Source organism: Corynebacterium axilliensis (assembly GCF_046097495.1).
Taxonomy (GTDB): domain Bacteria; phylum Actinomycetota; class Actinomycetes; order Mycobacteriales; family Mycobacteriaceae; genus Corynebacterium.
In genome coordinates this window covers 735,342-754,370 of sequence record NZ_CP175768.1, presented here as the reverse complement: position 1 = coordinate 754,370, position 19,029 = coordinate 735,342, and the positions used below count along the sequence as shown (strand labels likewise).

The window sequence follows — 19,029 nt, the reverse complement described above, 5'->3', positions numbered from 1 at the left end:
CACCTGATTCCGGAACCTCTGATGCCGCAGCAGAAGAACCTACTCTGCTGGAGCAGATGGGCGGGCTTACCGGCTTAGTCTCGGCCACCCTGCCTGTCCTCGTGCTCATCCCCGTCAACAACGTGTGGGGCTTGGGGCCAGCGCTGTGCGCCGCGCTCGGCGTGGCATTACTTATCAGTGTCTGGCGCCTCGTGCGCAAGGAGACGCTGCAGCCGGCTCTGTCGGGTCTGCTCGGCGTTGCCATCTGCGCGGGCATTGCGTGGTTTACCGGGGATGCCAAGGGCTACTTCCTGTACGGCATCTGGATGTCGCTCGTTCTGTGCATCGTGGCCGTGGTCTCCATCATCGTGCGCTGGCCGCTGGTGGGCGTCGTGTGGAAGGGGCTTAACGGGGACGGCATGGACTGGCGTGCCGTGCCCGTGGCGCGCCGTGCGTACGCGTGGGCCACGGCGGGCTGGGCCGCAGTTTTCCTCGCCCGCTTCGTGGTGCAGCGTGCGCTATACGACGCCGATGCGACCACCACCTTAGGCATCGTCCGCATCATCATGGGCTGGCCCTTGACCGGTGTGGTGACCCTGCTGACCATCTGGATGGTGCGCCGCGCCAATGCGGCCATGGAGACCGAAGAAGCCGCGGACACCGAAGTTCCGAAGGCTGCCGAGACGAAGGAGAACGCCAATGAGTGAAGCCGACGAGCACCGCGAACCCACTGTGAATAAGGGCGATTCCTTTGACACCACCGTGGAGCGCATGGCACACGGCGGCGTCGGTATCGCCACGGCACCCGACGGCCGCGTGTGCTTCGTCGCGGGAGGATTCCCCGGGGACCGCGTGCACGTGACGGCCCGCAAGGTGAAGAAGAACTTTGTGGAGGCAGAACTGGAGCGCGTGGTGGAGGCCGGAAGCCTGCGCGTTGACTCCGCGTGCCCAGCCGCGGCACGCGGGGCCGGCTGCTGTGACTTCGCAACGCTGGATCCGGGCGCGGAGCCGGGAATCAAGGTAGATGTGCTCACGGATCAGTTGCGCCGCGTGGCGCACGTGGAGAATATCCCGGAGATTGAGACCGTGGAGCTCGCCCCGCGCCGCGGGTGGCGCACGCGGGTGCGCTGGGGAGTGGACGAGCAGGGACGCGCGGGCACCCGCAAGCGTGGTTCGACCGAGCTCGTCACGGACGTGGCCTGCTCGCAGTTGGTGCCGGGGCTGGCCGACGGCCTCGTGGGCCCCGGGGCGCGCCGGTTCACACCGGGCGCCGAGGTCATCGCCGTCATGGATAGCGATGGCAACCGGCACGTAGTCGAATCCCGCAAGGCACCTCGCGGCCGCCGCGTGGAGACTGTCCGGGAGGTCATTGAGGCGCCCACGCAGGATGTGGTGCAACGCGCCGACGGGATCGAATTTCGCTTTCCGCCCACGGCCTTCTGGCAGGCACACAGCGCCGCCCCCGATACCTACACGCGGATTGCGCGCGACTGGCTTAGTGCGGTCGGCTCCGATTCCGACGCTGAGCAGCAATCCCAGCACGTCGCGTGGGACCTCTATGGCGGCGTGGGGCTCTTCGCACCCGCGTTGGCAGAATCAACTGCACCGCAGGGCGAGGCGACCGTGTATTCCGTGGACTACTCGCCGGCCGCTGCACGCGCGACGTCCGGCCTCGAGGCTGTCGAGGGATTGGACGTGAAGTTCCGCACCGCGAAGGTGGAACAGGTGGCAGCGCAGCTGCCGCACCCGGATGCGGTCATCTTGGACCCACCGCGCACCGGCGCCGGGCGCGACGTCGTCGCTGCTATCGCGCAAGCACACCCGCTCCGCGTCATGCACGTGGGCTGCGACCCTGCCACGTTTGCCCGGGATCTGTCCTCTTGGGCCGAGCACGGATACTGCCTCGAGAGGCTGGCCATGGTCAACGCCTTCCCGGGAACCCATCACTTCGAGACCCTCGCTCTGCTGGTTCCTTCCACCTAGCCGGCCGGGCACTGTGGATGTGGACAGATAAACAAGAATTGCCGTGTCGGGCTCAGAAGCGGGTACGGTGGTAAGGAACAACACTATCGATGAAGGGGTTGAAGGCAGCTCTATGAGCATTCTGGATTCCATCGAATCGCCGGGCAATCTCAAGGCCCTGAGCAAGACGCAGCTAGTGGAACTAGCAGGAGAGATTCGCCAACGGCTGATTGAGAAGGTCTCCGCCACCGGCGGCCACCTGGGGCCGAACCTGGGCGTAGTCGAGCTCACGGTGGCGCTGCACCGCGTGTTCAATTCCCCGCGTGACCCCATCGTTTTCGACACGTCCCATCAGTCTTACGTGCACAAGATGCTCACCGGTCGCGCGGACCAGTTCGACACGCTGCGCCAGAAGGACGGCCTTTCCGGGTACACCGACCGCGCCGAGTCCGAGCACGATTGGACGGAATCCTCGCACGCCTCCGCGGCGCTGTCCACGGCGGATGGACTTTCCAAGGCCTTCAAGATCCGCGGCGAGTCTCACCGCAACGCCATTGCCATCGTGGGCGATGGCGCGCTGACGGGCGGTATGTGCTGGGAGGCGCTCAATAACATTTCGGCGGACCAGGACCGCAACGTCGTCATCGTGGTCAACGATAATGGCCGTTCCTATTCGCCCACCATCGGCGGCCTGTCCGAAAATTTGGGCCGGATTCGCGCCCAGCACGGCTACGACGAGTTCATGGAGCTGGGAAAGAAGCGCCTGAAGTCCATGGGCTGGGTGGGCGAGCGCACCTTCGACGCACTGCATGCCATGAAGGAGGGCGTAAAGTCCACCGTCATGCCGACGGAAATGTTCCCCGAACTCGGCATCAAGTACATCGGGCCCATCAACGGCCATGACGTGGATTCCCTGGTCCGGGCGCTGAGCTATGCCCGGGATTACGACGGGCCCATCATCGTGCACACCGTGACTGAAAAGGGCCACGGTTTTGCCCCGGCCGTCAACGAGCCGAAGGACCAGATGCACTCCACCGGTGCCATCGACCCGGTCACCGGCGTGTCCAAGGGCGAAAAGCAGCCGGGCTGGACCGCGGCATTTTCGGAGGAACTTATCAAGGCCGGCGGTGAGCGCGAGGACATCGTGGCCATTACCGCGGCGATGGCGGGGCCGACTGGCCTGGCGCCGTTCCAGGAGAAGTTCCCGGAGCGGTTCTTTGACGTTGGCATTGCTGAGCAGCACGCTATGACCTCGGCATCCGGCCTCGCCTTGGCCGGCATGCACCCGGTGGTCGCCATCTACTCGACGTTCCTCAACCGCGCCGTCGACCAGGTGATCATGGACATCGCGCTCCTCAAGCTGCCGGTGACCATCGTGCTGGATCGCGCGGGTGTCACTGGCTCCGACGGCCCCTCCCACAACGGCGTGTGGGACATGGCTCTGATGAGCATCGTCCCGGGCATCCGCATTGCCGCGCCGCGCGACGGGGCTCGCCTGCGCGAGCTCTTCAACGAAGCCATCGCCATCGAGGACGGCCCCACCGTGGTGCGCTTCCCCAAGGGCAACCTGCTGGAGGACACAGAGGCGCTAACCCGGTTGGACGATGGCGTGGATATCCTCCACTACTCCGATTCCTCCGCGGAGGAGTCCGATGGGGCGGAGGCTGCGAACGCTACAAACACTGTTGACGACGCTACCGATGTCCTGATCGTCGCCGTAGGCGCAATGAGCACCCGCTCGCTGGGTGCCGCGGAGCTGCTGGAGGCCCAGGGCTTCAACGTCACCGTGGTGGACCCGCGGTGGCCGGTGCCGGTGCCGCAGTCCCTCGTGGCGCTGGCCGCGGACCACGACCTGGTGGTCACGGTAGAGGATGGACTACTGCGCGGAGGTGTGGGCTCCATGGTGGCGGAGGCACTGGATGCTGCCGACGTCGATACGCCGGTGCACCGCCTCGGCGTTCCGGGCTGCTTCCCGAAGCACGCCAGCCGCGGCGAGGTGCTCGAGGAATTCGGGCTTACCCCGCAGGGCATTGCGCAGTCCGTAGAGGAGTGGGTGGCCGCCCGCGAGGCTTAGCGGTGGCGGGCCGAGAGGGCGCTGGCAAGCAACGGCGTTGCCAGCTCTATCTGCCACTCGCGCGCGCCCTGGGCGGCTAGGAAATTCGGAATGTCTGCCGTCGTGGCGATGTGACCGGCGACGTCGGCGCCGTGCCGCATCGGGGTGCCTAATGCCGCCCACATGGTGAGGCGGATGAGGCTGGGCTTGAGAATGAGCTCATCGTTGATGCCCAGTTCCTCGCTGAGCTCCGTAAAGTCCGCGCGCACGTCCTGGTAGAGCTCCCACACCTGCGGGTGTTCCTTCGCCACTACTGACTTGGAGGGCATCGGCCGCGGGGTGTGCTGCGGCTTGGGCCAACTAGCGGCGGGAGATTCGGTGGCGTGCGTGACCGCGTCGAGCCACTGCAGTGTCGCACCCGCGCGACGCCGGGGAAAGCCCTTGATCTTGTTGATCTCGTGCGGCGTGCGGGGCAGGCGGCGGGCAATCTCCACCAGCACTCGGTGGGGAAGGATGCGGTTAGGCGCGATATCGCGGGACCGCGCGATGGATTCCCGGCGCTGCCACAACTCGCGGGCAACCGCGAGCTGTTCGCGCGAGCGCAGCGACGACACGCCCTTGACATCGCGCCACGACCGCTGCGCGGGCGCGGTGATGTCGGCGTGCTCAGCCATGATGTGGTCGAACTCCTCGAGCGCCCAGTCCAGCTTCTCTTCCTCCGCGAGGATATCCCGCAGGGTCATGGCGAGCTCGTTGAGCAGTTCTACATCGAGCGCGGCGTAGTTGCGCCACTGGCGGGGCAGAGGGATCTGGGACCAGTCGGAATCGCCATAGCCCTTTTCCAATTCGACGTCGAAAAGCTCCAGCACCATCGCGCCCAGGTTCGGGTGGGGGTAGCCGGCGAAGCGGGCCGCGAGCTCCGTATCGAAAAGCGCGCCAGGGTAAAGACCCAGCCAGGCCAGACAAGGAAGATCCGACGGCGCGGCGTGGACAACCCACTCCTGGCCATTGAGCACAGGGGCGAGGGCGGCGCGAAACTCCGCGCGGTGGTGCTCTGGAGCAAGAAGCACCGTTCCGGCCTCAGCCCGACGGATCTGCACGAGGAAAGCACGGTCGTCGTAGCGGTAGGCGGAGGCGCGCTCGGTGTCGATGGCGAACGGGCCCGACCCGGCGGCGAGCCGCTGCGCCGCAGCGTGGAACTCGCGCGGGGTGGACAGGACCTTCGGGGTGCCTTCGAGAGGAACCTGACGCAACTCGGTCATGGCAGCCGCGTGTCCTTAGCGGCCGAGCTCGGCCACGCCCTCCGGCGGGAGACCGGCGACGTGGGCCAGAACCTGCGCAAAGGCCTCGACGTGCGGGGCCAGGTCAAGGCCCTCGGCGGTCCAGGAAGCGCGCATTTCCAGCTGATAGGCGCGCGGCGGTCCGCCAATCTCGCCGTAGCGCACAGACGCCGTGGAGGTGACGGTGCCGCCCAGGTTGGTGTGGGTAGCCTCGCGCAGGTCGAGGGACTCAGTAAGCCACTCCCAGGCAACGTCCGGAAGCAGCGGGTCGCCCGCCACGGCGTCGTCCAAGTCTGCCTGAATGTAGGCCACCAAGCGCATGGCGCCCTCCCAGGCTTCTTCTGCGCCCGGGTCGTGCAGGAGGATGAGGCGGCCGAAGGCGTCGCCCTCAGAATCGGTAGGGATGGAGTCGGCGTCCGAGTCGTTGCCGCGGGCGACCTCGAGGCCGACGGCGTGGCTAAACGGGGCCAGGCGCTGCGGCGGGCGGATGGTGCCCAGCGTGATTTCCGGGCGCAGCTGCGCGGCGTGGAGGGTGTCGACCGCTTCATTGAAGGCGGCCGGCGTGGTCTGCTCCGTGGTTTCGGTCGAAGCGTCGGCGGCGGCGCGGGCGTGCAGGGGAGTCGGTGCCCCTGCCTGGCTGCGCGAAGATACGTCGGAATTGCTCACGGGGATCAACGTATTAGTTTCGCGGGCGCGGCGGGCGAAGGCGCGCCGTGTCCGGCAGGGGTTGAGGCAGTAGCGCACCCGGCGGTGTACAACTTATGATGGATAAGTCATTTGATGGAATCACATGAGGAGAAATGCATGTCGAAGGTCAACTTCACTGAGCTCAACCAGAAGCAGCAGTACTCGCAGCACGCGGTGTTCAAAGTCGTCCCGGGCGCACTGGGCACGGAACGCGCAGAGACCATCGCCCAGGCGCAGAAGTTCTTCGCCGATTTAGCTGAGGCCGGCACCGTGACCGTGCGCGGCATCTATGACCTCTCCGGCATGCGGGACTCCGCGGATTTCATGATCTGGTGGCACGCGGAGGAGTTTGCTGACATTCAGAAGGCCTTCGCGGACTTCCGCCGCGAAACGGTGCTGGGGCAAGTCTCCGAGGTGACGTGGGTGGGCAACGCCCTCCACCGCCCGGCGGAGTTTAACAAGTCCCACCTGCCATCCTTCATCATGGGAGAGGAGCCGGGGGAGTGGATCTCGGTCTACCCGTTCGTGCGCTCCTATGACTGGTACACCATGGATGAGGAAAAGCGTCGCCGCATCCTCATGGAGCACGGCATGAAGGCTCGTGACTATGCCGACGTGCGTGCCAACACCGTACCGGCCTTCGCTCTCGGTGACTATGAGTGGATCCTCGCCTTTGAGGCGCCGGAGCTGCACCGCATTGTGGACCTGATGTACCTCATGCGCTACACGGAGGCCCGTCACCACGTGCGCGAGGAGATTCCGTTCCACACGGGCCGTCGCGTCAAGGACGTGGTGGAGCTCATCAACGTGCTGCCCTAAGGCACAAGGGATAGAGAGCCGGGAGGAGGAACTAGCCTTCGACCGGCTTTTCTTCTAGGTTGAGACAGAATCGAGTTGATGCAGTAGCGCAGGTCAGTCGGGGTATCGTAGCCCTCGCCCTCGAAGACGTGGCCCAGGTGCGACTCGCAATTGGCGCAGAGCACCTCGACGCGGCGCATGCCCAGGGAATTGTCCTCGCGCTCGATGACGGTATCGCCGGCCAGCGGGGAGAAAAAGGAGGGCCAGCCGCAGTGGGATTCGAACTTCTCCGTGGAGCGGAATAGCTCCGCCCCGCAGGCCTTGCACGAGTAGACACCCTCAGTAGTGGTGTTGGTGTACTCGCCCACGTGCGGCGGCTCCGTGCCGGCTTCCCGCAGCACGTAGTATTCCTCGGCGCTGAGGCGCTGGCGCCATTCGGTATCTGCGATGAGCTTGAAATCGGTCATGCCGGGAGTTTATCGCTCTGGGCCGAGGGTGTGCCAGCACCGCGGGTGTTTGTCCACCAGCCGAACACGGAGGCGGTGGTGACCACGATGAGTAGTGACCAGCCAATAGTGGCAATGAAGACGAACATCCAGTGCGCGGCCGTGGGCATGCTGGTCGACGTCCACTCGAGCGGCGCCAAGAATAAAAATGCCGCGAGCCATGCGCCCCACGTGTGAAAAACGGAACGCTTCAGCAGCACCGTAAACATCATGGGGAACAGCCACATGGAGTAGTACTGCTGGCCCAGGGAAGACAGGAAGAAGACACCGGCCATGATGATGCCGGTGGTAGTCAACGCCCAGAACGCCGGCTCCGAGTCGCGCCAGTGCATAAGCCCCAGGATTGCCGCTGCGGTCAGCGCCGCGAAGAGCAACCAGATGGGGTAATACAGCGCGCCTGACAGGTCGAAGTAGGCGCGCACGCCCGGCCAGGCGGCGTTGGCGTAGTCACGGGTAGTGGCGAGGTAAGGGAGCAATTCGGCGCGGTAGCCGCTCACGCCAGGCACGAGTGGCCACGCGGCAAGATTGGCCAGCACGGGAACAGTGATGCCGAGGCCCACCGTCCACCAACGCTTGCGCACGACCGCCAAGAACAGCAGGGGCGCGAACTGTGGCTTGACCAAGATGGCCAGTCCGATACAGAGTCCAGCGGCCCAGCCATACCTATCCAGCAGGACAAGGAAAGCCACCATGGCCAGGAGTAGTAGGCCGTTGATGTTGGTAAAGACCAGCGTGTTGACTACGGATTCGGTGACGAAGGCGGCGGCGATGCTCACCGGCCATACCGGCCCGCGCAGGCTGTGCCCCACATAGCGCGTCAGGAGCGCCAGGGCTGCGATAATTGCGGCGGCGTTGGCAAAGATGAACGCGAGGCGCGCGTGCTCTTCAGAGACGACACCCATGGGGGAGAGCAGGACTGTTGCGCCCGGGTTGTAAAGGTAGAGTGGCTCCACAAAGGAGTAGTTCTGCTCGTAGACCGCAGTGCCCTCCCATAAGTTCCGGACAGCGCGGTAGACGGTGCCGAAGTCATCCGTCACAGTGCCATTGACCGCTAGGACGAAGACGCGGTGGAGAACAAGCAGAACTGCCGCGGGCCACGCGGCAGCGGTCCACAGGCGGGCGGGGTTCGCGTAGTTGGGAGCCGGAGAAGTCACGGCAGAAGAGTTTACGGGGTGGACATGCGCCGGTAGCGCAGAAACACCGTGTTGTCGACGGGCGTGACGTTCTCCAGCTCAAGGCGCAGTACCGGCGAAGTGGCATCGCCGTCAACGATGGGGCGTTCCACGGACGGGGAGAGGTGGGGATCGACGGTGAGGTAGAGCTGATCTACCAGCCCGGCGGCGATGAACGCCGAATAGACCGAGGGACCGCCCTCGCAGGAAATACGGGTGGCGCCGCGTGCGCGTAGGGCCGCGATGGCCTCGGTAACGGTACCCGACCCCGTGCTTACGAGCTCGGCTCCGGCGGCGGCGAGCCGGGCGGCCTCGGGCGAATCCATCCTCTCTGCCGGGGTGAGTACGAGGGGGCCAGCGGCGATGAAGTCCTCGAATCCGGCAAAGTCGAGGGAGTGGCTAAACACGGCGAGACGCGTGCTTGTCGACGCCTGATAGTCTTCCGCCTTCACCGTTGCCGATCCCACCACGGCCACATCCGCCCACTCGCGCAGCGCCGCGAAAAGCTGGCCGTCCGCCTCATTTCCCATGGCGTCCGACGTGCCGTCAATGGTGGCGGAGCCGTGCAGTGTGCTCACGGCGATGAGCCGGATACCTTCGCGGTCTGGGCCCAGAAGTGTCGATGTAAGACTTGCCCTATCGTGTGTGTTCCGAGAGTCCGTCATGGCCTTACAGCATACGGAACAATGGGCTTAAGGGACATTTCGTGTGGATAAATCGATGTGGATTCCCCGGGCAGCCTGGGGTAATGCGGTGATCTTGATTTTGAACTGGTTCCAACAGCCCGATCTGAGAAATCAACACCGGATAGTCCTAGGTCTGTGGTAGGAGGACTGCTGGCGGTGCGGTAAGGCCAATTCCTATGGCTAAAAGGAATCGGCCGTCGTGTGACATGTGCGGCCACGGACTGGTGAAGAACGGCAAAACCGCGGCAGGAACCCAACGCTGGCTATGCCCTCAGTGCAACGCATCATCGGTTAATACCCGGGTGCACACCAGCGAGATTCGGCACTTCAAAATCTTTATTGACTGGATTCTTTCCGGGGAATCCGCAGACCATTTAGCCACACGGCTTGGCGTAACAAGGCGCACGTTAACCCGGTGGTTCAAGATGCTGTGGTTTATCACCGTGCCAACCGCTACAGACCCCTATCGTGTCTATGACCAGGTCTTTATCGACGGCACCTACTTTCACAAGAAATGCCTGCTTGTAGCCTGCACCGATACACACGTCATCGCCTGGCATTGGTGCTTGCGGGAGACCTCATACGAGTACTTAAAACTGCTCGACAAAATCGCTCAACCACTCGTTGTCACCACCGACGGGGCAGGCGGAGCGCTCAAGGCGCTGCGCACTAAATGGCCCGACGTGAAAATCCAGCGCTGCCTAGTCCACGTCCAACGCAACACCTTTGCCGACATCAGCCGCAACCCGATTCACCCAGCCCATAAAGCAATCCGGAAGCTGGGCTACATGCTCGTCCAGGTACACAGCCTTGAGGACGCTGCACGGTTTACAGCTGCAGTCCACCACACCCGCATCACCTTTGGTGATTGGCTTAAACAGCGCACCTATCGCAGCACGGTACCTGCAGGCCAAGTACCGAAATGGGTCAGCCCCAACCAGAAATGGTGGTACACCCACCGCAACGCCCGCAGGGCTCTAAAGCGCTTAGAAAAGCTCCTCCACGAAGAACAGCTATTTGCCTTTCTCACCCCGCCTGAAGGTGTCACACACGATTTAAAAGCCACTACAAACCTGCTGGAAGGTGGCATCAACAAACAGCTCAAAGACTTAGCCGGAAACCATCGTGGCATGTTCGATGAGCATCAGCGCATCACCATGGACTGGTGGCTCTACACTCACACCGAAGACCCGGTAGCGCCGCTGGAGTTAGCCAAGCAACAAGACTTCGGACGCCAAGGAGAAAAGACAGCACGCGCGGCCTGGGCAAAAGAGCAACTTAAACGACGCGGCCACCCAGACGGGCGACCTGCCACATACGACACCGGCATCGACAACGAATGGAACCCCAGCTTAGGCATAAGAAAAGGCTGGGCCGGACGCTCCTAAATCCACACGAAATGTCCCTTAACGCGACACGCTGCAAATCCACACGAAATGTCCCTTAAGCCGAACAATGGACGGTAGCGGACAGGAACGAGCAGCAACGAGCGGTGCAGCGGAAAACGACAAAAGCCGCAGCAAAGGCTGCGGCTTTCAGTATGTCTTTCTGGTGGTCCTAGCTGGGATTGAACCAGCGACCTTTCCGGTGTGAACGGAACGCTCTCCCACTGAGCTATAGAACCTCACTACACACAACATTTGTTATGTCTCAATGTTGCATCGTGTTGCATCGTGGTGCACGACTTAACGTACACCGCAGGTGTGTATCTCCATAATCGCCCAGCTCACTCGCGCTTTCGTGCGGGGGAGCCGGAAAGGCGGTGGTGTGCCGCTCTGGTGTTGTGTCATGTAACAGCTGGTGTTGTGTCATGTAACAAAACTCGTGTGGCACAAGTGCGGGTGCAAGGACGGCACAGGGGCGGTGCAGGGACGGCGCAATGACATCGATGTAATCCCAAGGCGTGTGTGGAGATGTTGATTCACGCTGTGGGCTGCGGATTTGGAAACTTCGGCGGTGCGCGATAATGTTTCTACTCGCACCACGGCATTCCCGCCGGAACAGTGCAATGCGGATGTAGCGCAGTTGGTAGCGCATCACCTTGCCAAGGTGAGGGTCGCGAGTTCGAGTCTCGTCATCCGCTCCAAGACTTCCACTTTGGTGGAGGGCCTTGACAACTAGATAAGCGCGATTAGCTCAGTGGGAGAGCGCTTCCCTGACACGGAAGAGGTCACTGGTTCAATCCCAGTATCGCGCACACGGACTTTTTAGTCCTAGAAAACCGGGCCTGGTTTTCGAATGCGGATGTAGCGCAGTTGGTAGCGCATCACCTTGCCAAGGTGAGGGTCGCGAGTTCGAGTCTCGTCATCCGCTCCAGCACATGTAGTGTGTGAGGCGGTATCGCCACGGTGGAATGGCCGAGTGGTGAGGCAACGGTCTGCAAAACCGTGCACACGGGTTCGATTCCCGTTTCCACCTCAAAAAGTTGGCACCCACAAAGGGTGCTGCAAGCGCGTTTAGCTCAGCGGGAGAGCGCTTCCCTGACACGGAAGAGGTCACTGGTTCAATCCCAGTATCGCGCACAGGGTTTCTTCACGGAAACCCGTGACGAGCTACGGCTTGTCACGCGGATGTAGCGCAGTTGGTAGCGCATCACCTTGCCAAGGTGAGGGTCGCGAGTTCGAGTCTCGTCATCCGCTCCATGTACGCAAGGCGTCTTCCCTTTTTCTGGGGAAGGCGCCTTGTGTGTTTTGTGTGCTTCATTCACCGTGGGGTGAAACACATTTTCAACAATTGGGGGCTGTGGGGGAACTTTCCATGCGGATGCCGCGACTACTTCATAACCGCGCATCCCGCGCGGGACAAAGAATTAGCTAGCGCTTAAACCCCAGCGATACGATGGTGGGGTTATAAGACGCGATTGAGTTTCAAGGAGTCGCCCTCACTATGCAGCTGCGCCAGGTCACCACCGCATTCGCCGCCGGAGCTACCGGTCTCATGATTGCCATGTCTGCGCCACTGGCTCTGGCGCACGACTCCGTGGTGGGCGGAAATGTGGTCAGTGACGCTCCGCTGGAGGAGTTCCCGCGGGAGATCACCCTGGAGTTCTCCGGCATCCCGAAGGAGACCTTTAACACCTTCGCCGTGAGCGACCAGGACAGCGGTAAGGTGCTGTTCGACGGCACGCCGACTATCGACGGCCGCGACCTCACCGTAGAGGTGCCCCAGGACGTGCAGCCGGGCGCCGGCGACTATCAGGTGGGATTCCGCATCACCTCCTCCGATGGTCATTCCACCGTCGGTTCCGTGGAGTTCAGCGTGGCAGGCGGCGAGGACACGGACGGCGCTTCCGATTCTGAAGGAGCCGGAGGCGCCGACGATACCGCCGCCGATTCGGATGCTTCCAGCTCCGATGGCGTCCTCGACTCGCTGCCCACCGCGGCGAAGTGGATCATCGGGATTGGCGCCGTGCTCGTGATTGCGGCAGTGGTTGTTGCATTCGGTGCCAAGACTCGCCGCGCTAACGGCGAAGAATAGAACTGCTCTCGCTCCCTCAGTTTCACCACCTAGAGATTCATCACCTAGAGATTCACCACCAAGAGAAAGGCATATTTCATGCTGAACACCCGTTTTGTACTCCTCTCCACGGTCTCCACCATTACGGCCGCCAGCCTGGCATTGGCGGGCTGCTCGAACAGTGAGGAAGACTCCGCCGGTAACCCGGGCGCTACGAGCACGGCGGCGGCCGCCTCGTCTGCTGCGGAGAAGGACGCGGGGGCGTCGTCAAGCGCGTCGGCGTCTGAGTCCGGGGAAGAGTCACCGTCCGCCGCAGGACCCATCGTCTTCGAGGACGGCGTGGTGCGCGCCATGGAGGAGGACTCCGACATGACCTCCGTATTCGGTACGCTGCGCAACACCAGCGACAAGGACGTGCACGTCATCGGCTTCACCTCCTCTATTGAGGCAAAGAGCTACCAGATCCACGAGGTGGTGGACGGCGTCATGCAGGAAAAGCAGGACGGCTTCGACATCCCCGCCGGCGGCGAGGTGGAGCTGGCCCCGGGAGGATACCACTTCATGCTCATGGGGGTTTCCGATCCCATCCTGGCGGGCGAATCGACTGACGTGACCCTGCTGCTCGACGGCGGTACCACCGCGCGCCTCGGCGACATTCCGGTGCGCTCCATGGGCGCTGGCTCGGAGAGCTATGGCGATATGGGGGACATGAAGGATATGGGGGACATGGCCGATATGGATCATGCTGATCACGCCGACCATTCCGAGCATTCCGATCATTCTGATAACTAGAGAGGACGCGTTGCAATGAGCGAGTTCGCCAATCCTGTGAGCCGGCGGGGAGTGCTCGCCGGGGGAGTGATGGTGGCCGGTGGTGCCGCGCTGGCTGGGTGCGCGAAGGCTGAAAAATCCATCGCCGCCGAGGATTCTGACAGCACTGGCTCCACTGGTCCTACTGGGGCAGAGGAGACGATGGGCAGTGACATCGTGGCCTTTGACGGCGAGCACCAAGCCGGCATCCAGACCCCGGTCCAAGCGCACGTAGAGCTGGTTGGGTTTAATCTCAAGAAGGGCACCACCGCGCGCGGCGCGCGAGCGCTCATGCGGCTGTGGACGGAGGATGCGCGGCGCCTGTGCACCGGCGAGGCACCACTGGGCAGCCTTGAGCCCGAGCTCGCCGTGACCCCGGCGAACCTCACCGTGACCTGCGGATGGGGAGAAGGCTTCTTCCAGGCAGTGGGTGCCGATAAGCCTGAGTGGCTTGGGGACGTGCGCGCCTTCGAGCACGATGATCTGCACGAAGAATGGGGACAGACGGACCTGGTCCTGCAGATCTGCAGCGACGAGCCGCTGACCGCCGCCCACGTGCTGCGGCACATGACGCGCGCCGGCGCAGATTACGCCGAGGTGGCGTGGGTGCAACAGGGCTTTAGCCACGCCTACGGTTCCGCGCCGAAGGGCACTACTGCGCGCAACCTTTTTGGCCAAAAGGACGGCACCGTCAACCCGCGCAGCGACGACGACTTTGCGGAGCAGGTATGGATTGACGGCGGAAAGTTTGCCGGCGGTAGCGCCATGGTGGTCCGCCGCATCCACATGAACCTGGACACGTGGGAGGAGCTGGACCGCACCGCCCGGGAAACCGCCACCGGCCGGACCCTCGACACGGGCGCGCCGCTGGGAGCCAAGGATGAGTTCGACCCGGTTGACCTGGATGCGCGCGACGAGTTTGGCCTCAAGGCCATTGATGCCGATTCCCACGTGGCCCGCGCGCACCCGCCGGCAGACCACCCAGAGCAGAAAATCCTGCGCCGGCCCTTCAACTTCAACCTGCCGCCGACTGCGGAGACCACCGCGCGCGGAGAGCTCAGCAACGCCGGACAGATCTTTATCTGCTACCAAAAGGACCCCACGAAGCAGTTTGAGCCCATCCAGGCCCGACTGGACGAATCGGATCGTCTCAATACCTGGATCAGCCACATCGGCTCCGCCATGTATTACGTGCCCGCCGGAACTGACGGGCAGACCTTCTGGGGCGAATCGCTACTGCGCAGTTAAGCGGGGTAGACTATGCCGCTGTAACTTTCTCGTTGAGTGCTGCTCGGCCAGGTATGTCGAGCGGCGCGTGAGCGCAAAAGGAGCGCACCAAGTCATGGCGGAAATGATTCCAGCAGTCCCGGTCAACTACGAGCCGATCACGGTCCCGGCCGGTACTGCCGTGGGAGCAGCGATGCGCGAGCATGAGCTGCCGAACAAGGGCCCCGAAGCAGTCGTCGTCGTCCGCGGCGCCGACGGCACCCTCTACGACCTTTCCCACACCCCGGACACGGACGCCGAGTTCACTCCGGTGGCCGCCTGCGAGGAGGACGGCCGCGCCGTCATCCGCCACTCCTGCGGTCACGTCATGGCCCAGGCCGTGCAGGCCGAGTTCCCCGGCACCAAGCTGGGCATCGGCCCGGCCATCGAGAACGGCTTCTACTTCGACTTCCAGACCGCTGAGCCCTTCACGCCGGAGGACCTTAAGGCCATTGAGAAGCGCATGAAGAAGATCATCAAGGGCGGCCAGCGCTTCGAGCGCCACGTCTACGCCTCCCCGGAGGAGGCAGAGCAGGCGCTTGCCGACGAGCCGTTTAAGCTCGAGCTGGTCCAAGACAAGGGCAACGTGGACCCGGATTCCGACGAGGCTGCTGAGGTTGGCTCCGGCGATCTGACGCACTATGACAACATCAACCCGCGCACCGGCGAGGTGGAGTGGTTTGACCTCTGCCGCGGCCCGCACGTGCCGACCACCAAGTACATCCCGGCCTTCACGCTGACGCGTTCGTCTGCCGCCTACTGGCGCGGCGACCAGACCAAGGCTGGACTGCAGCGTATCTACGGCACGGCCTTTGAGTCCAAGGACGCGCTCGCTGCGTACCAGACCATGGTGGAGGAAGCCGAAAAGCGCGACCACCGTCGCCTCGGCGCCGAGCTGGATTCTGTTTTCCTTCCCGGATGAGATTGGCTCCGGCTTCCCGGTCTTCCACCCGAACGGCGCCACGGTGCGCATGGAGATGGAGGAGCACTCCCGCCGCCGCCACATCGCGGATGGCTACTCCTTCGTCTCCACCCCGCACCTGACCAAGGGCGACCTGTTCAAGAAGTCCGGCCACCTGGATTTCTACGCGGACGGCATGTTCCCGCCGATGCAGCTGGACGGCGAGTGGGATGAGGACGGCAACTGCACCAAGCAGCCGCAGGACTACTACGCCAAGCCGATGAACTGCCCGATGCACAACCTCATCTTCGCGTCCCGTGGTCGCTCCTACCGCGAGCTGCCGCTGCGACTCTTCGAGTTCGGCACCGTGTACCGCTACGAAAAGTCCGGCGTCATCCACGGCCTGACCCGCGCCCGCGGCTTTACCCAGGATGACTCCCACATTTACTGCACCCCGGAGCAGCTCGAGGAAGAGCTGACCAAGGTGCTGGAGTTCATCATCTCTTTGCTCAAGGACTACGGCCTGGATGACTTCTACCTGGAGCTGTCCACCAAGGATCCGAACAAGTACGTCGGCTCCGACGAGATTTGGGAGCGCTCCACCGCCATCCTCAAGTCCGTGGCGGAGAAGTCCGGTCTGGAACTGGTACCGGATCCGGCGGGCGCTGCCTTTTACGGCCCGAAGATTTCCGTCCAGGCACGCGATGCCATCGGCCGCACTTGGCAGATGTCCACCGTGCAGTTGGACTTCAACCTGCCGGAGCGCTTCGAGCTGGAGTACACGGCGTCGGATGGCACCAAGCAGCGCCCGATCATGATTCACCGCGCCCTGTTCGGCTCCATCGAGCGCTTCTTCGGCGTGCTGCTGGAGCATTACGCCGGCGCCTTCCCGGCTTGGCTGGCACCGCACCAGGTAGTGGGCATTCCGGTGGCGGATACGTTCGCCCCGCACCTGGAGAAGGTGTGCGCTGAGCTGCGTTCCCGCGGCCTGCGCGCGGACGTCGATACGTCCGATGACCGCATGCAGAAGAAGATCCGCAACCACACCACCGGCAAGGTCCCGTTCATGTTGCTGGCCGGCGAGCGCGACGTGGAAGCAGATGCTGTGTCCTTCCGCTTCCTTGACGGCACGCAGGTCAACGGCGTGCCGGTGGAGACCGCCATCAACGTCATCGAGGCCTGGGTGCGTGAGCGCAACAATGCGCAGCCGACCAAGGAGACCATCGAGGCCCGCGTGGCGGAATCCGCGTAAGGGCTTGCGCCAAGGACGAAGAGTAAAGGAACGCGACTACTAGTGGGAGAACCAGTGGGAGAGTACGTCGATACCGGCCTGGGAACCCCCGACCGCTTGGAGCGCCTCTGGGCGCCGTACCGCATGAGTTATATCAAGCGCGAGGGCGGAGCGGGCGATGTGCCGAAGAAGGCGCATAACCCGTTCGTGGAGATTCCGCAGATGACGGATGAGGAAGGCCTGATCGTCGCTCGCGGCGAGCTGGTCTACTGCGTGCTCAACCTGTACCCGTACAACGCCGGGCACATGATGGTGATCCCCTATCGTGAGGAATCCGAGCTGGAAAACCTCACCGAGGATGAGTCCCGTGAGCTCTTCCAGTTCGCCCAGGCCGCGATCCGTGTCCTCAAGAAGGTTTCGGGCCCAGACGCGGTGAATGCTGGCTTTAACCTGGGACGCGCCTCCGGAGGTTCTGTGGGTCAGCACCTCCACATGCATATCGTGCCGCGGTGGAGCGGAGACGCTAATTTCATGACTATTGTGGACGGCGTCAAGGTGCTGCCGCAGCTCCTCAAGGACACCCGCTCGCTGCTCGCACAGGGGTGGGCGGAGCTCGCAGCCGAGGGAATCATCGGAGGAGAAGCGCATGCTTAGTGTCCATGGGCGCAAGCCCGCCGCCGTGGTAGTGGTTCCGGTGGCCAAGCTCTTCCTCAAGATGGGCCTGACCCCAAACGTGGTGACCATCGTGGGAACGATCGTGACCATCGCTATTTCGGTCATCCTGATCCCGCTCAACCACCTGTTCGCCGCAGCTATTCTGTCAGGGCTGTTTGCAGCCTTCGACATGCTCGACGGCACGATGGCGCGCCTAACCACGGGCGGCTCGCAGTTTGGCGCCACTCTAGATGCTTCGTGTGATCGCATCACCGACGGCGCACTCTTCGCCGCTATTGCCTATTGGATGGTCTACGTCGATAACGCCAGCGCCTTAAATTTCGCTGCCTGCATGGTGGTGCTGGTTAGCTCCCAGGTCATCTCCTACGTCAAGGCGCGCGGTGAGGCCTCCGGATTTAAGATGGTCGGCGGATTGGTCGAGCGCCCCGAGCGCCTCATCGTGGGGCTAGGCGGCGTGGGCCTGGAGGGCCTCGGCGTGCCCTATGCCTTAGAGGTGGCGCTGTGGCTGCTGGCTGTGGGCTCGCTGTTTACTATTTATCAGCGCATGCGCCAGGCGGCGCGCCAAGACACCAAGGCTCGGTTCAAGAAGGACCTCTAGTTACCTTTCAGTTCTTTAGCCCCTGAAGTTCAAGGAGAACCACCGTGGCCCTGTTCGACCGCGAGCGCCTCATCGCCGCCGGCTACATTGCCTGCTGGAAGGTAGTGCGCTTCCTTCCACAGCCGGCGGCCGCGTGGCTCTTCGAGCGCGCCGCCGACTACGCCAGTGACCACGGGCGGGACATGGAGCAGCTGCGCAAAAACCTCTCCCGCGTGGTGGGTCCGGAGAACGTTACCCGGCAGCTGGTGCGGGATTCGATGCGCTCGTATCTGCGCTACTGGCTGGAGGCCTTCCGCCTTCCCGCTATCCATGCGGATCCGCAGCTGCAGCAGCGCCTGCTTGCGGGGCTGCGCGGCAAGGAGCACTCCGATGCGTCCATGGCTTCTGGGCGCGGGGTGATTTTCGCACTGCCGCACTCCGGCAACTGGGACATGGCGGGCGTGTTCTGTGTGGGCCACTACGGCGGGTTTACCACCGTGGCGGAGCGGTTGAAGCCGGAGGCGCTTTTCGACGCCTTCGTGGACTACCGCGAAAGCCTCGGCTTTACCGTCCTGCCGCTTACCGGTGGCAGCTCCCCGTTCCCGCGCCTGAAGGACACCCTGCAGCGCGGCGGCGTGGTGTGCTTGCTGGCTGAGCGCGACCTCACGCGCACGGGCGTGACCGTGGACCTCATGGGGGAGGAGGCGAATGTCGCCGCCGGCCCCGCCCAGTTGGCTATCGAGACCGGCGCTGCGCTGCACGTGGTGCACTCCTTCTTCGACGGCGACGGCTGGGGGCTGAGTGTGAGCCCCGAGGTGGAAGTCACCACCCTGCAGGAGACCTGCCAGCGCATGGCCGATGGTTTTGCGGAGAATATCCGCCAGCACCCGGAAGATTGGCACATGCTGCAGCCGCAGTGGAATGTCGACGTCGCGGCACGCCGCCAAGCCCGCGCGCAGAGTTCCCAGCGGGAAGAACGGTAGGTCTGCC

General features: G+C 63.4%; 15 protein-coding genes, 7 tRNA genes and 2 pseudogenes. 18 read left to right on the top strand and 6 right to left on the bottom strand.

All coding sequences use genetic code 11. The annotated features are described in order from the left end of the window. Positions 1-56 precede the first annotated feature (56 nt). The 3 genes from ACKFR8_RS03685 to dxs all read left to right on the top strand — a co-directional run bounded on the left by ACKFR8_RS03685 (position 57) and on the right by dxs (position 4,015). Complete coding sequence (locus tag ACKFR8_RS03685) at positions 57-686, top strand: DUF3159 domain-containing protein (RefSeq protein ID WP_408930980.1); 630 nt, start codon at positions 57-59, stop codon at positions 684-686. Further along, positions 679-1,962: a class I SAM-dependent RNA methyltransferase gene (locus ACKFR8_RS03680; protein WP_408930588.1), complete on the top strand. Its 1,284-nt coding sequence runs from the start codon at positions 679-681 to the stop codon at positions 1,960-1,962. Before ACKFR8_RS03685 ends, ACKFR8_RS03680 begins: the two co-directional genes overlap by 8 nt. 112 nt (positions 1,963-2,074) lie before the next feature. Then, on the top strand, positions 2,075-4,015 hold the full coding sequence (dxs, locus tag ACKFR8_RS03675) for a 1-deoxy-D-xylulose-5-phosphate synthase (protein WP_408930587.1): 1,941 nt from the start codon (positions 2,075-2,077) through the stop codon (positions 4,013-4,015). Here the strand turns inward: dxs and ACKFR8_RS03670 are convergent. Then, complete coding sequence (locus ACKFR8_RS03670; protein ID WP_408930586.1) at positions 4,012-5,256, bottom strand: HRDC domain-containing protein; 1,245 nt, start codon at positions 5,254-5,256, stop codon at positions 4,012-4,014. The genes dxs and ACKFR8_RS03670 overlap by 4 nt on opposite strands. Positions 5,257-5,271: 15 nt before the next feature. After that, positions 5,272-5,889: a DUF3000 domain-containing protein gene (locus ACKFR8_RS03665; RefSeq protein WP_408930979.1), complete on the bottom strand. Its 618-nt coding sequence runs from the start codon at positions 5,887-5,889 to the stop codon at positions 5,272-5,274. Positions 5,890-6,078: 189 nt separating this feature from the next. On the opposite strand from ACKFR8_RS03665, the gene hemQ reads away from it, so the two are divergent. Next, positions 6,079-6,780, top strand: coding sequence for a hydrogen peroxide-dependent heme synthase (gene hemQ / locus ACKFR8_RS03660; RefSeq protein ID WP_408930585.1), 702 nt, complete (start codon positions 6,079-6,081; stop codon positions 6,778-6,780). A gap of 31 nt (positions 6,781-6,811) precedes the next feature. On the opposite strand, the pseudogene msrB reads toward hemQ, so the two are convergent. The 3 genes and pseudogenes from msrB to ACKFR8_RS03645 form a co-directional block, all read right to left on the bottom strand. Further along, positions 6,812-7,226: pseudogene (gene msrB / locus ACKFR8_RS03655) on the bottom strand (peptide-methionine (R)-S-oxide reductase MsrB). Further along, entirely contained in the window at positions 7,223-8,419 is a 1,197-nt protein-coding gene (locus tag ACKFR8_RS03650) for a glycosyltransferase family 87 protein (protein WP_408930584.1), read from the bottom strand. Before ACKFR8_RS03650 ends, msrB begins: the two are co-directional and overlap by 4 nt. A gap of 11 nt (positions 8,420-8,430) precedes the next feature. After that, the gene (locus ACKFR8_RS03645) at positions 8,431-9,015 is read right to left on the bottom strand and encodes a dihydrofolate reductase family protein (protein ID WP_408930583.1); all 585 of its coding nucleotides are present in this window, start codon (positions 9,013-9,015) and stop codon (positions 8,431-8,433) included. Between the two features lie 284 nt (positions 9,016-9,299). Between ACKFR8_RS03645 and ACKFR8_RS03640 the strand changes: the two genes are divergently transcribed. Beyond that, positions 9,300-10,511 (top strand): IS1249 family transposase, encoded by a 1,212-nt coding sequence (locus ACKFR8_RS03640; RefSeq protein ID WP_408929539.1) that lies wholly within the window; start codon positions 9,300-9,302, stop codon positions 10,509-10,511. 161 nt (positions 10,512-10,672) lie between these two features. Here the strand turns inward: ACKFR8_RS03640 and ACKFR8_RS03635 are convergent. Beyond that, positions 10,673-10,747: transfer RNA gene (locus ACKFR8_RS03635), tRNA-Val, on the bottom strand. A 386-nt stretch (positions 10,748-11,133) separates the two neighbouring features. Here ACKFR8_RS03635 and ACKFR8_RS03630 point away from each other — a divergent pair. The 13 genes and pseudogenes from ACKFR8_RS03630 to ACKFR8_RS03570 all read left to right on the top strand — a co-directional run bounded on the left by ACKFR8_RS03630 (position 11,134) and on the right by ACKFR8_RS03570 (position 19,022). After that, positions 11,134-11,209 (top strand) — tRNA-Gly (locus ACKFR8_RS03630). A gap of 39 nt (positions 11,210-11,248) precedes the next feature. Further along, a tRNA-Val gene (locus ACKFR8_RS03625) sits at positions 11,249-11,320 on the top strand. Positions 11,321-11,363: 43 nt separating this feature from the next. Then, positions 11,364-11,439: transfer RNA gene (locus ACKFR8_RS03620), tRNA-Gly, on the top strand. 31 nt (positions 11,440-11,470) lie between these two features. After that, positions 11,471-11,541, top strand: a tRNA-Cys gene (locus ACKFR8_RS03615). Positions 11,542-11,573: 32 nt separating this feature from the next. Then, positions 11,574-11,645: transfer RNA gene (locus ACKFR8_RS03610), tRNA-Val, on the top strand. A gap of 44 nt (positions 11,646-11,689) precedes the next feature. After that, positions 11,690-11,765: transfer RNA gene (locus ACKFR8_RS03605), tRNA-Gly, on the top strand. Positions 11,766-12,009: 244 nt separating this feature from the next. Next, positions 12,010-12,600 carry a copper resistance CopC family protein gene (locus tag ACKFR8_RS03600; RefSeq protein ID WP_306507400.1) on the top strand — a complete coding sequence of 197 codons (591 nt, stop codon included), beginning with the start codon at positions 12,010-12,012 and terminating at the stop codon, positions 12,598-12,600. A gap of 78 nt (positions 12,601-12,678) precedes the next feature. Beyond that, positions 12,679-13,371, top strand: a complete 693-nt coding sequence (locus ACKFR8_RS03595; protein WP_306507399.1) for a copper chaperone PCu(A)C — start codon at positions 12,679-12,681, stop codon at positions 13,369-13,371. 15 nt (positions 13,372-13,386) lie between these two features. Next, positions 13,387-14,637 (top strand): Dyp-type peroxidase, encoded by a 1,251-nt coding sequence (locus ACKFR8_RS03590; RefSeq protein ID WP_306507398.1) that lies wholly within the window; start codon positions 13,387-13,389, stop codon positions 14,635-14,637. A 94-nt stretch (positions 14,638-14,731) separates the two neighbouring features. Next, a pseudogene (thrS, locus tag ACKFR8_RS03585) lies at positions 14,732-16,808 on the top strand (threonine--tRNA ligase). Between the two features lie 42 nt (positions 16,809-16,850). Continuing rightward, entirely contained in the window at positions 16,851-17,441 is a 591-nt protein-coding gene (locus tag ACKFR8_RS03580) for an HIT family protein (RefSeq protein WP_296133623.1), read from the top strand. Further along, a complete protein-coding gene (gene pgsA, locus ACKFR8_RS03575) occupies positions 17,434-18,060 on the top strand; it encodes a phosphatidylinositol phosphate synthase (protein ID WP_296133622.1) in 627 nt (208 codons plus the stop codon). Before ACKFR8_RS03580 ends, pgsA begins: the two co-directional genes overlap by 8 nt. Positions 18,061-18,110: 50 nt before the next feature. After that, the gene (locus ACKFR8_RS03570; RefSeq protein ID WP_408930978.1) at positions 18,111-19,022 is read left to right on the top strand and encodes a phosphatidylinositol mannoside acyltransferase; all 912 of its coding nucleotides are present in this window, start codon (positions 18,111-18,113) and stop codon (positions 19,020-19,022) included. The last annotated feature ends 7 nt before the right edge of the window (positions 19,023-19,029 follow it).

Coding starts and splice junctions, on each gene's coding strand:
- ACKFR8_RS03590 (WP_306507398.1), top strand. CDS start 13,387: ATGAGCGAGTTCGCCAATCCTGTGAGCCGGCGGGGAGTGCTCGCCGGG.
- hemQ (WP_408930585.1), top strand. CDS start 6,079: ATGTCGAAGGTCAACTTCACTGAGCTCAACCAGAAGCAGCAGTACTCG.
- ACKFR8_RS03640 (WP_408929539.1), top strand. CDS start 9,300: ATGGCTAAAAGGAATCGGCCGTCGTGTGACATGTGCGGCCACGGACTG.
- ACKFR8_RS03680 (WP_408930588.1), top strand. CDS start 679: ATGAGTGAAGCCGACGAGCACCGCGAACCCACTGTGAATAAGGGCGAT.
- ACKFR8_RS03600 (WP_306507400.1), top strand. CDS start 12,010: ATGCAGCTGCGCCAGGTCACCACCGCATTCGCCGCCGGAGCTACCGGT.
- ACKFR8_RS03595 (WP_306507399.1), top strand. CDS start 12,679: ATGCTGAACACCCGTTTTGTACTCCTCTCCACGGTCTCCACCATTACG.
- ACKFR8_RS03670 (WP_408930586.1), bottom strand. CDS start 5,256: ATGACCGAGTTGCGTCAGGTTCCTCTCGAAGGCACCCCGAAGGTCCTG.
- dxs (WP_408930587.1), top strand. CDS start 2,075: ATGAGCATTCTGGATTCCATCGAATCGCCGGGCAATCTCAAGGCCCTG.
- pgsA (WP_296133622.1), top strand. CDS start 17,434: ATGCTTAGTGTCCATGGGCGCAAGCCCGCCGCCGTGGTAGTGGTTCCG.
- ACKFR8_RS03685 (WP_408930980.1), top strand. CDS start 57: ATGGGCGGGCTTACCGGCTTAGTCTCGGCCACCCTGCCTGTCCTCGTG.